Here is an 11,707-nt window from a genome sequence, read left to right as displayed (position 1 = left end):
ATTAAATAGGTCCGGTGGTAATGGCGAGAAGGTCACACCCGTTCCCATACCGAACACGGAAGTTAAGCTTCTCAGCGCCGATGGTAGTTGGGGCGAAAGCCCCTGTGAGAGTAGGACGCTGCCGGGCTATTTAATTTAATAATAGTATTATCGCGGGGTGGAGCAACAAGCGTTACTTCACTGAATAATCCGCGAGTTGTACCGACTGAGTTACTGCTTAAGCATACTTTCTGAAGTCGGGACAGTCCATGCAAACTTTGAGCATGATAAAAACTATATTATTAATATTATCGCGGGGTGGAGCAGTCCGGTAGCTCGTCGGGCTCATAACCCGAAGGTCGCAGGTTCAAATCCTGCCCCCGCAATACGGTCTGGTAGTTCAGTTGGTTAGAATGCCTGCCTGTCACGCAGGAGGTCGCGGGTTCGAGTCCCGTCCAGACCGCCATGAATATGAGTAATCAAGTTCGAAACAGTGTTTCGACTTTTTTATTATTAGCTTACATATGAAATATACACCTTAGGAGAGCATCCTAAGGTTTTTTTTACGCGTATTTAAGGTAAAATGAAGATATATATTTGGTAAAGTAAAAAGGTGATTAAATGCAGCAATATGAGTATAAAACAAAAAACTCTGAGGAAACTGCCCAATTTGCTGAGAGATTAGCTAGGTTTCTAAAGCCCGGAGATGTGATCGCTTTAGAGGGTGATTTAGGTGCGGGCAAAACAACTTTCACAAAAGGGTTAGCAAAAGGTTTGGAGATAAAAAGGACGGTAAACAGTCCGACTTTTACGATTATTAAAGAATATAGAGGTAGATTGCCTCTATATCATATGGATGTTTATCGTGTGGCCGATTCCATGGAGGACTTAGGTTTTGATGAATACTTTGAAGGTGATGGTGTAACAGTAGTAGAATGGGCACACTTAATTGAAGAACAGCTGCCTGAGGAATTATTGACTATATTTATCTATCGTGAGGAAGAAGATAATAGAAGGCTGGTTCTAGAACCTAAGGGAGAACGATACCAGCAATTATGTAAGGAGATTTTTTCATGACAGTTTTAGCAATAGATACTTCAAATTATGCTTTAGGGGTTGCGCTGTTAGAGGATCATCAAGTGCTTGGCGAATACATAACCAATTTAAAAAAGAATCACTCCATAAGAGTTATGCCTGCGATACAAATGTTAATGAGAGACTGTGAGAAGACACCTGCAGATTTAAGGAAAATTGTGGTGGCAAAAGGCCCTGGCTCTTACACAGGCGTTAGAATTGGTGTTACGATTGCCAAGACTTTAGCATGGACATTAAATATTCCTCTAGTAGGTATTTCTAGTCTTGAAATATTAGCAGCAGGAACAGGTCGCTACTTTGATGGGTATATTTCTCCTATATTTGATGCCAGAAGAGGTCAAGTCTATACTGGTTTATATCAGTTTGAGGGTGGCCGGCTTGAAGTAGTAAAAGAAGATCAGCTAGCTATGTTGGTAGATTGGTCAACAAAATTAATGGAATGTAGCCTACCGATTTTATTTGTAGGTAACGACTTATCAATTCATCAAAATAAGATTGCTGAAATTTTAGGGCCTAAAGCCAAGTTTGCCAGCATAACAGAGCATAATCCGCGTCCTTCTGAACTTGCTTTGCTCGGAAAGGACAAACCTGGAGAGGATGTCCATTCTTTTGTACCGAATTATATCCGATTAGCGGAAGCTGAAGCAAAATGGTTGGAGGCCAATGGGAAAACATTAAATGGATAAGGATAGAGACAAATGAACGGTACATATGTTTTTCGTTTCATGAGGGAAGAGGATATCAACCAAGTTTATGAGGTTGAAAAGGCCTCCTTTACCACCCCGTGGAGTATTGAAGCGTTTTATAATGAATTATACAATAATAAGTTTGCTGTTTATATCGTTGTTGAACAAGATCATCGAGTTATTGGCTATAGCGGAATGTGGCTAGTTATTGATGAGGCACATGTGACTAATGTGGCAATTCTTCCCGAGTATAGAGGCAGAAAATTGGGAGAGGCGATGATGCGAAAGCTTATGGCTGTTGCCCGTGAAATGGGGGCTAAAAGCATGACGCTTGAGGTTAGGGTGACGAACGAGGTTGCACAATCTCTTTATCGAAAACTTGGTTTTCAAAATGGGGGCATTCGGAAAAATTATTATTCAGATAATCAAGAGGATGCCTTAGTGATGTGGGTGAATTTATGAAAAAGGATCAATGGATATTAGGAATTGAAACAAGTTGTGACGAGACAGCGGTAGCAATTATAAAAAATGGTCGTGAAATTGTGGCAAATGTTGTCGCGTCACAAATAGAAAGCCATAAACGTTTTGGTGGAGTGGTACCAGAAATTGCTTCACGACATCATGTAGAACAAATCACCATCGTGATGGAAGAGGCCTTAAAGCAGGCTAATATTACCTTTGCAGAAATTGATGCCATTGCAGTAACGGAGGGGCCTGGATTAGTGGGCGCCCTATTGATAGGTGTTAATGCAGCAAAGGCGCTTGCATTTGCCCATAATAAACCACTGGTACCTGTACACCATATTGCTGGTCACATTTATGCTAACCGATTAGTGACCGAGCTAAAGTTTCCACTTTTAGCGTTAGTAGTCTCAGGCGGTCATACCGAGCTGGTTTATATGAAAGAACATGGCCATTTTGAGGTAATAGGGGAAACGCGTGATGATGCTGCAGGAGAAGCTTACGATAAGGTAGCAAGAACATTAAACTTGCCTTACCCTGGTGGCCCTCATATTGATCGCCTAGCACATGAAGGATGTCCAGTAATTGATTTGCCACGTGCCTGGCTTGAGGAAGGTTCTTATGATTTTAGCTTTAGTGGATTAAAATCCGCTGTTATTAATACCGTTCATAATGCCGCTCAGCGAGGGGAGACCATTGCTCCCGAGGATCTAGCAGCCAGTTTTCAGGAAAGTGTTATTGATGTTTTAGTAACTAAAACCAAAAAGGCTGTTGAGGAATATGGAGTGAAGCAATTACTGGTTGCAGGTGGTGTGGCTGCTAATAAGGGACTTAGAAGTGCCCTTGAAAAAACCTTCTCTGATGGAAAGATAGAGTTAGTGATTCCACCATTATCACTTTGTACGGATAATGCGGCCATGATCGCTGCGGCTGGCAGTGTTATGTTTGAAAAAGGAATCAGAGCAGATCTGTCACTTAACGCTATTCCAGGTCTGGACATTGAAATTTATAATACTTGACCCTTCCTATGTGGAAGGGTTTTTTCATGACAGAAAATAGCTTCTAAGTTTATTTGAAAAGTTGGAGTAAGTATATTAAAGAGTTAATCATACGTTTGATTAAATAAATCGAAAAACTAATCAAACGATTAGTTAATAAATTAAAATGGTTTATTTCTTACTATATATGGAAATCTATGAGGCTAATGAACTGTTTAATTGGGAGCGGAATTTTTACAAAATTCATTTAAGTTGTGGATAAAGTTTGGAAAGATAAATCAAAATATTCTTTATTTGTTGATAAGTTTATAAATTTTGTTGATATTGTGGATAAATACGCTTTTTGTTGTGGATATAGTGGATAAGCTTTATGGATAATTGAAATAAATGATTTTTAGATGTGAATAAGTCTGTGGAAGAAACGGGGCTTTTGTTCTACGTAAAATAAAGAACCGGGCTCTTTCAGACCCGGTTATCCACATTATTCGGCTAACGTAGCCCATTCTTCCATTAACTGTTCGAGCTCCGCTTTTGCTTTTTCATTTTTTATGTTAATCTCCATTACTTTTTCATGATCTTGAAAGACTTCAGGTTGGCATAATTGCTGTTCTAAATCTTGTATTAGCTCCTCAAGCTCTTCAATTCGTAACTCTATTTCTTCTAATTTTCGCTTACGTTGACGTTCTAGTTTTTTCGATTCCTTATCTTGCTGATAATTCCTTTTTGTGGAGGAGTCAGCTGCAACCACTTCACTTTTTTTCGAAGCTTTTTGAGAGAGAGCCGCAAGTTCTTCTTGCTCTAGTTTTTTCTCTACATAATAATCATAATCTCCAAGATATTCCGTGCTGCCTTCAGGGCTTAGCTCCAGTATTTTAGTAGCAATTCGATTAATGAAATATCTGTCATGGGAAACAAACACAATTGTTCCCGGATAATCGATTAAGGCATTTTCAAGAACTTCCTTACTGTCAATATCCAAATGGTTGGTCGGTTCGTCCAATATTAGCAAGTTTGCCTTTTTTAACATAAGCTTGGCTAGAGCCAATCTCGCTTTTTCACCGCCACTTAACGAAGAGACATTTTTTAAAACATCATCACCGGAAAATAAGAAGTTCCCTAAAACAGTTCGGATTTCCTTTTCCGTCATTAACGGGTATTCATCCCAAAGCTCATTTAACACACGTTTATTTGAGGTTAAGTTGGCATGTTCTTGATCGTAATAACCAATGGAGAGATTTGTTCCATAGCGAACCTCTCCGGATAGGGCAGGAAGTTTTTTTAGGAGCGTTTTTAATAATGTAGACTTACCTATACCGTTAGGTCCAACGACGGCAATACTGTCTCCTCGATATACCCGAAAGGAAATATTCTCAGAAACTTTTTTCCCGTTATACCCAATGGCGAGTGAATCTACAGCTAGTACGTCGTTGCCACTTTGTTTGTCAATTTCAAATGAAAAGGAAGCAGATTTTTCGTCTCCTAATGGACGGTCCATAATTTCCATTTTCTCTAGCTTTTTTCGGCGGCTTTGAGCACGTTTTGTCGTAGAGGCCCGTGCTAAGTTCCGCTGGATAAAGTCCTTTAAGGCCGCTATTTCTTCCTGTTGCTTTTCATAGAGCTTCATTTCCCGTTCAAAATTGGCCGCCTTTTGCTCTAGATATGAGCTATAATTGCCAATGTAGCGTTGGATTTGTGTGCGGGAAATTTCATATACTTGAGTAACGATTTTATCTAAAAAATATCGGTCGTGAGAGACAATTAATATCGCACCATCATAACCCTGTAAGTATTGCTCGAGCCAGGAAAGTGTTTCAATATCCAGATGGTTGGTCGGCTCGTCCAAAATTAAAATGTCTGGTTTTGTTAAAAGTAGTTTCCCCAGGGCGAGGCGTGTTTTTTGACCACCGCTTAAACTGGAGATCATGACAGACGAATCTGGAAAGCTTAAACCGTGAAGGACAGATCGTATTTCGGCTTCATATTGATAGCCACCTTGCTCTTTAAATGTTACTTGAAGCTGGTCATATTCTTTAAGGATTTTTTCATATTTTTCTTGATCCTCAAAAACACTTGGGTCAGACATTTGCTCTTCCAGTCTTCGCAAGGACTTTTCCATCGTGCGAAGCTCTTCAAATACAGTCAGCATTTCTTCCCAAATGGATAAATTGGATTCTAGTCCAGTGTTTTGGGCTAAATAACCAATAGTGACATCCTTTGGTTTAATGATTTCCCCGCCGTCATAACTGAGTTGGCCGGCGATAATCTTAAGCAAAGTTGATTTTCCCGCGCCGTTTCGGCCAACAAGGGCGACTCGGTCCCGGGATTGTAATTCTAACTTTATATTCGATAAAATAAGGTCAGCACCATAATATTTTTGTAGTTGATTAACTTGTAATAAAATCATTATTTTTCACCTCTATACATAGGAATAGTGTACCGTATTCCCGATAGGTCATCAATAAAGTAAAAAAATGTCATCATGCGTACAAACTTACCCACACATATCGGTCAAAATATTGTATGATTTTATGGGAGGCTTTTTTAAATGGCTGAATTTACTCACTTTAATGAACAAGGCAGAGCAAAGATGGTGGATGTTAGCGAAAAACCGGAAACGGCACGAACGGCCATTGCTCGATCCAGTATCACTGTTAGCAAGGAAATTTATGATAAAATAGTGAACAATGAAATGAAAAAAGGCGATGTTCTGGCTGTGGCTCAAGTAGCGGCTATTATGGCAGCCAAAAAAACATGGGATCTTATTCCTATGTGCCACCCAATTCCTTTAACAGGTGTCGATATCCGTTTTTCTTGGGAACAAATCGTGAATGGACAATATACTTTGCATATCGAAGCATTGGTTAAAACAAAAGGAAGTACAGGTGTAGAGATGGAAGCGCTCACAGCTGCGTCTGTTTGTGCTTTAACTATTTATGATATGTGTAAAGCAGTAGATAAAGGTATGGTAATTGGATCGACTTTTTTGGTAGAGAAAACTGGCGGGAAAAATGGTGATTTTAAAAGAGAAATGTAATGAATAAATTGTGCGGGGTGAAGGAGTATATGACAAATGAAACGACGAAAATACCGCAGGCAACGGCCAAGAGGCTACCCTTATATTATCGTTTTATCAAAAACCTGCATTCGTCAGGTAAACAAAGGGTCTCTTCGGCCGAACTTAGTGAAGCGGTAAAGGTTGATTCAGCTACAATAAGAAGAGATTTTTCTTATTTCGGCGCTTTGGGGAAAAAAGGATATGGTTATAATGTCAATTATCTGCTCAGTTTTTTCCGAAAAACGCTTGACCAGGATGAATTAACGAAGGTTGCCTTAATAGGGGTAGGGAACCTTGGTACTGCATTTTTACATTATAATTTTTTAAAAAATAATAATACAAAAATAGAGTGTGCCTTTGATGTAGACCCTGCAAAAATTGGTACATCTATAGGAGAAGTTCCAGTTTATTCCATGGATGAGTTGGAACGAATTTTGATGGAGGAAAATATCCAGGTAGTCATTTTAACCGTACCTGCAAATGTGGCACAAGTGATTACTGATCAAATTGTAAAAACGAATGTCAAAGGGATCTTGAATTTCACCCCTGCGAGGTTAAATGTCCCTCCGTCCATTCGCGTTCATCACATCGACTTGGCCATCGAGCTACAGTCATTAGTATATTTTTTAAAGCATTATCCAAATAATGAGGAAATAGAGGAATAAAATTAAAAGGGTTTTTCACTATTAAAGTGAAAAGCCTTTTTCTTTAAATTGATGGAATTCTCTTAGGAATAAACAAGATCATGCCTTAAGCAAAAGAAAAAGGTGACAGGCACAATGTAAATTTTTTACACGGTGCCTGTCACCTTATTTTTTGAGCTGATCCTTAAATTTAAAATGAAAGTGGATCATTTTTAGGCCGGAGCCAAAATCAAAAGTGGCGAGGATGACTAAGAGATAGCTGAAAAAACCCCAGCCGTTATTCTGGACATCCTCAATGGCAAAATAGGTAAATAAGCTTCCAAGTAGAAAGTAGATTAATCCGGAAAACAAAGGTGAACGTCTCATTAGAAGAATCCTCCGATAAAGTTTTGAACCGCTTCTGCCTCTTTAAGCAGTCGCTCAATGTCTTCTTTGTAAACAGACTGCACCAAAACGACCAATGTATTCATGGATACATGGGCAAAAATTGGTACAAGGATGGTTTTTGTTTTTACATATAGATAGGCAAATGAAAAGCCCATCGCAGAATAAATGAGAATATGTACTGGCTCCATATGAACGATAGCAAAAATAACAGAACTAATTAATGCTGCGATAAAGAAATGAAACCTTTTATGTAAAGCTCCGAAAATAATTTTTCGAAAAACAATCTCTTCCAAAATCGGCCCAATAATACTGGTAACTAGGACGGCAAGTGGAAAGGTTTCAATAATGCCTATTATTTGTTGGGTATTTTCAGAACCCATTTCAATACCGAGAAGATTTTCTATTATAGCTGCTGCATATTGGGCAAATAAGGCGAGAAAAAATCCTAAAATGGCCCACTTGATCAAGCTCCCGGCTGATAAGCTTCTATCATTTTTCCCTACAGCTCTTATTTCTTTTCTTAGTATAAATAAAATAATGATGAGCGCAATAGTAAAACTAGCTATGAGCCAAATAGGGGTGGCCAATCCCGGATCAACTCCCGTATATTTAAAGCTAAGCATCAATACGGGAATCGCGACAAGGCTGGATAGTTGCATACAAATATACACAATTAAAATCATCCAATATTCCCTTTTCAATAGTATGTCTCCTTTAGTTCTAATATTTTATTACCATTCTAACGTTAAAAGTTATTTCGTTTCAATGTAGAATACCTTTAAAAAGGTGAAATAAATATTCAATTATTGACATACGATAGTAGGGTGGAAAAAAATACATACTTTTTCAAAAAAATTTAAACATGATACTTGCAAAAGATTTTTAGATTCTTTATTATATTAATTGTGTTAGCACTCATTGAGTGCGAGTGCTAATAATGAACCTAAGCACATAGATTTGAGGAGGTTGTTTTTAGTGTTAAGACCATTAGGTGATCGCATTATCATCGAACTAGTTGAAACAGAAGAAAAAACTGCAAGCGGTATCGTTTTACCTGATACAGCAAAAGAAAAGCCTCAGGAAGGAAAAGTTGTAGCTGTAGGTACTGGCCGCGTGCTTGACAACGGTGAGCGCGTAGCTGTTGAAGTTTCTGTAGGCGATCGCATCATCTTCTCAAAATACGCTGGTACTGAAGTGAAATACCAAGGTACTGAATACTTAATTTTACGTGAAAGTGATATTCTTGCTGTAGTAGAGTAAGATTTAAGACTTAAAAAATAACAAGTTTCTAATATACGAGGAGGTTCTTTAACATGGCTAAAGAGATTAAGTTTAGTGAAGATGCTCGCCGTGCGATGCTTCGCGGTGTAGATACACTTGCAAATGCAGTAAAAGTAACTCTTGGACCTAAAGGACGTAACGTGGTTCTTGAGAAAAAATTCGGTTCTCCACTTATCACTAACGATGGTGTAACCATTGCAAAAGAGATCGAATTAGAAGATGCATTTGAAAACATGGGTGCTAAGCTTGTTGCTGAAGTTGCAAGCAAAACAAACGATGTTGCTGGTGACGGTACAACAACTGCAACTGTTCTTGCTCAAGCAATGATCCGCGAAGGCTTAAAGAACGTTACTGCTGGTGCGAACCCAATGGGTATCCGCAAAGGTATTGAAAAAGCAGTAGCTACTGCTGTTGAAGAATTAAAAGCAATCTCCAAGCCAATCGAAGGTAAATCTTCAATCGCACAAGTTGCTTCCATCTCTGCTGCTGACGAAGAAGTTGGCCAATTAATCGCTGAAGCAATGGAACGTGTTGGTAACGACGGTGTTATCACAATCGAAGAATCTAAAGGCTTCACTACTGAATTAGATGTAGTTGAAGGTATGCAATTTGATCGCGGTTATGCTTCTCCATACATGGTAACTAACACAGACAAAATGGAAGCAGTTTTAGAAAATCCATACATTTTAATCACTGATAAGAAGATCTCAAACATTCAAGAAATTCTTCCAGTTCTTGAGCAAGTTGTACAACAAGGTAAGCCATTACTTTTAATTGCTGAAGATATTGAAGGTGAAGCACTTGCTACTCTAGTATTGAACAAGCTTCGCGGTACTTTCAATGCAGTAGCTGTTAAGGCTCCAGGCTTTGGTGACCGTCGTAAAGCAATGCTTGAAGACATCGCTACATTAACTGGTGGTGAAGTCATCACTGAAGACCTTGGTCGTGAACTTAAATCTACAACAATCGCTCAACTAGGACGCGCTGGTAAAGTTGTTGTTACAAAAGAAAACACAACAATCGTTGAAGGTGCTGGTGACGCTGAAGCAATCCAAGCTCGTGTAAACCAAATCCGCGTTCAATTAGAAGAAACTACTTCTGAATTCGATCGTGAAAAATTACAAGAACGTCTTGCTAAATTAGCTGGTGGCGTTGCGGTAATCAAAGTTGGTGCTGCAACTGAAACAGAATTAAAAGAGCGTAAGCTTCGCATCGAAGACGCATTAAACTCAACTCGTGCGGCTGTTGAAGAAGGTATTGTATCTGGTGGTGGCGTTGCGCTTCTAAATGTTTACAACAAAGTGGCTCAACTTCAAGAAGAAGGCGATGTAGCAACAGGTGTGAACATCGTATTACGTGCGATGGAAGCTCCAGTTCGTACAATCGTTGAAAATGCTGGCCTTGAAGGTTCTGTTGTCGTTGAACGCTTAAAACGCGAAGAAGTTGGCGTAGGTTTCAACGCAGCAACTGGCGAGTGGGTAAACATGATCGAAGCTGGTATCGTTGACCCAACAAAAGTTACTCGTTCTGCTCTTCAAAACGCAGCTTCTGTAGCGGCTATGTTCTTAACAACTGAAGCAGTCGTTGCAGACAAGCCTGAAGAAAACAAAGGCGGCATGCCTGACATGAGCGGAATGGGTGGCATGGGCGGCATGATGTAATAGTTCTCTTTGAGAATTATTAGAACAATTGCCAATCATGAATGTTTTATCTTCAATAGACTACCTCTCATAAATGGAGAGGTAGTCTTTTTTTAGTTCTTTTAAATTTACTAACCTATTAAAAACCCACCAAGAGTCGTCATAAGAACATTCTTGGTGGGTTGCATTTGCTAGACATATCTGTTGAACACTTTACGCTGTAAATGTCTCCAAGAAGTGTTCGATTGTAATGGAGGCTGCACCCAATGCTGGTGCATTTTGACCGAGTGTTGAAAACAGTAGATCATAGTTGTGATCTAACTGATGATAGATTCGTGAAGAAATTGCATTTCTAATTGAGTTCAATACCATTGGCAACGCTTCGGCGATTTCATTACGGATAATAATGGCCTCGGGATTAAACGTATTTAAAATATTTGTTAGCCCAATCCCCAAATAGAAACCGAAATTCTGTAGCTCCATAAGAATTTCTGGATTATTTTGATTTGCTAAACTAATCATTTCCTTCACTGATACTTCCTTATATTTTTCAGGAAGAGATTTCATTAATGCCTTTTCTGAAGCATACAGCTCCCAGCAACCTCGATTTCCACAGTTACATTTTTGACCGTTTAAATCAATGGTCATATGGCCCATTTCTCCAGCAAACCCATTAACACCCCGATATAGATTATTATTCATAATAATTCCAATCCCAATCCCAGTTCCGACACTGACATAGATCAGATTTTCAAAATTTTTGGCTGATCCAAAGACCTTCTCACCGTATGCACCTGCATTTGCTTCATTTTCAATGAAAACAGGCACATTAAATTCCTCCGTAATCAGACCTTTCAAATCCATCTTGTCATCCCATTTTAAATTGGGAGTGAAAACAATTTTTTCATCGTTATTAACCAGTCCAGGAACGCAAACTCCAATCCCAACTAATCCATAAGGTGACTCCGGCATTTTTTGGATTAATTTTCGGATCATTGACAATAATAAATCCATCGTTTTCTCGGGGGATGGGTTTTTATATTCCTCAGATTGCTCAAGGACAATATTTCCTTCTAAATCGGTCAAGATCCCAATAATATTATGTACTCCAATATCAATACCAATTGAGTATCCTGCATTTTTATTAAATACGAGAAGGACCGGCTTTCTTCCTCCACTGGATTGCCCCTGGCCAATTTCAAAGATCAGATTCTTTTCAATTAAGGTATTAACCTGAGAAGAAACAGTTGATTTATTCAATCCGGTTATTTCAGATAGTCGTGCTCTTGAAATAGGGGAGTTTGCCAGGATTTGATTTAATACTGTTTTTTGGTTAATTTTTTTCACTAAGTTTTGGTCTGCAATATACATTCCATAACACCCCGTTTGTTTTTCCGTTAAATTAAGTGTAACAGTACTTTTATAAATATTGTACTATAGTTTTCATAATTTATCTTACTTTACACAAAAAATTTGAAAA

At 38.7% G+C, this 11,707-nt stretch carries 12 protein-coding genes, 2 tRNA genes and 1 rRNA gene; 11 read left to right on the top strand and 4 right to left on the bottom strand.

Features of this window, described 5'->3' with window-relative positions:
• Positions 1–10 precede the first annotated feature (10 nt).
• The 7 genes from rrf (at position 11) to tsaD (ending at position 3,241) form a co-directional block, all read left to right on the top strand.
• Positions 11–127 (top strand): 5S ribosomal RNA (gene rrf, locus G4Z05_RS14870).
• A gap of 164 nt (positions 128–291) precedes the next feature.
• Positions 292–365, top strand: a tRNA-Met gene (locus tag G4Z05_RS14865).
• A 3-nt stretch (positions 366–368) separates the two neighbouring features.
• Positions 369–445: transfer RNA gene (locus G4Z05_RS14860), tRNA-Asp, on the top strand.
• 155 nt (positions 446–600) lie between these two features.
• Positions 601–1,056, top strand: a complete 456-nt coding sequence (gene tsaE, locus G4Z05_RS14855) for a tRNA (adenosine(37)-N6)-threonylcarbamoyltransferase complex ATPase subunit type 1 TsaE (protein WP_163252584.1) — start codon at positions 601–603, stop codon at positions 1,054–1,056.
• Positions 1,053–1,760: a tRNA (adenosine(37)-N6)-threonylcarbamoyltransferase complex dimerization subunit type 1 TsaB gene (gene tsaB, locus G4Z05_RS14850; protein WP_163252583.1), complete on the top strand. Its 708-nt coding sequence runs from the start codon at positions 1,053–1,055 to the stop codon at positions 1,758–1,760. The genes tsaE and tsaB overlap by 4 nt, the downstream gene beginning before the upstream one ends.
• 12 nt (positions 1,761–1,772) lie before the next feature.
• On the top strand, positions 1,773–2,222 hold the full coding sequence (gene rimI / locus G4Z05_RS14845) for a ribosomal protein S18-alanine N-acetyltransferase (protein WP_163252582.1): 450 nt from the start codon (positions 1,773–1,775) through the stop codon (positions 2,220–2,222).
• Entirely contained in the window at positions 2,219–3,241 is a 1,023-nt protein-coding gene (gene tsaD, locus G4Z05_RS14840) for a tRNA (adenosine(37)-N6)-threonylcarbamoyltransferase complex transferase subunit TsaD (protein WP_038542032.1), read from the top strand. Before rimI ends, tsaD begins: the two co-directional genes overlap by 4 nt.
• 460 nt (positions 3,242–3,701) lie before the next feature.
• On the opposite strand, the gene G4Z05_RS14835 is transcribed toward tsaD, so the two are convergent.
• Positions 3,702–5,624: an ABC-F family ATP-binding cassette domain-containing protein gene (locus G4Z05_RS14835; protein WP_163252581.1), complete on the bottom strand. Its 1,923-nt coding sequence runs from the start codon at positions 5,622–5,624 to the stop codon at positions 3,702–3,704.
• Between the two features lie 141 nt (positions 5,625–5,765).
• Between G4Z05_RS14835 and moaC the strand changes: the two genes are divergently transcribed.
• A complete protein-coding gene (moaC, locus tag G4Z05_RS14830) occupies positions 5,766–6,254 on the top strand; it encodes a cyclic pyranopterin monophosphate synthase MoaC (RefSeq protein ID WP_163252580.1) in 489 nt (162 codons plus the stop codon).
• A 29-nt stretch (positions 6,255–6,283) separates the two neighbouring features.
• On the top strand, positions 6,284–6,940 hold the full coding sequence (locus tag G4Z05_RS14825) for a redox-sensing transcriptional repressor Rex (protein WP_038542034.1): 657 nt from the start codon (positions 6,284–6,286) through the stop codon (positions 6,938–6,940).
• Between the two features lie 144 nt (positions 6,941–7,084).
• On the opposite strand, the gene G4Z05_RS14820 is transcribed toward G4Z05_RS14825, so the two are convergent.
• Positions 7,085–7,285 carry a YdiK family protein gene (locus G4Z05_RS14820; protein ID WP_163252579.1) on the bottom strand — a complete coding sequence of 67 codons (201 nt, stop codon included), beginning with the start codon at positions 7,283–7,285 and terminating at the stop codon, positions 7,085–7,087.
• A complete protein-coding gene (locus G4Z05_RS14815) occupies positions 7,285–8,007 on the bottom strand; it encodes a CPBP family intramembrane glutamic endopeptidase (RefSeq protein WP_163252578.1) in 723 nt (240 codons plus the stop codon). The genes G4Z05_RS14820 and G4Z05_RS14815 overlap by 1 nt, the downstream gene beginning before the upstream one ends.
• 274 nt (positions 8,008–8,281) lie before the next feature.
• On the opposite strand from G4Z05_RS14815, the gene groES reads away from it, so the two are divergent.
• Positions 8,282–8,566 (top strand): co-chaperone GroES, encoded by a 285-nt coding sequence (gene groES / locus G4Z05_RS14810; protein ID WP_038538790.1) that lies wholly within the window; start codon positions 8,282–8,284, stop codon positions 8,564–8,566.
• 53 nt (positions 8,567–8,619) lie between these two features.
• On the top strand, positions 8,620–10,248 hold the full coding sequence (groL, locus tag G4Z05_RS14805; RefSeq protein ID WP_038538793.1) for a chaperonin GroEL: 1,629 nt from the start codon (positions 8,620–8,622) through the stop codon (positions 10,246–10,248).
• A gap of 192 nt (positions 10,249–10,440) precedes the next feature.
• On the opposite strand, the gene xylR is transcribed toward groL, so the two are convergent.
• Positions 10,441–11,598, bottom strand: a complete 1,158-nt coding sequence (gene xylR, locus G4Z05_RS14800) for a transcriptional repressor XylR (protein ID WP_163252577.1) — start codon at positions 11,596–11,598, stop codon at positions 10,441–10,443.
• Positions 11,599–11,707 lie beyond the last annotated feature (109 nt).

Source organism: Neobacillus thermocopriae, from assembly GCF_010975035.1.
GTDB classification, from domain to species: Bacteria; Bacillota; Bacilli; order Bacillales; family Cytobacillaceae; genus Neobacillus; species Neobacillus thermocopriae.
This window is presented reverse-complemented; position numbering and strand designations above follow the sequence as displayed.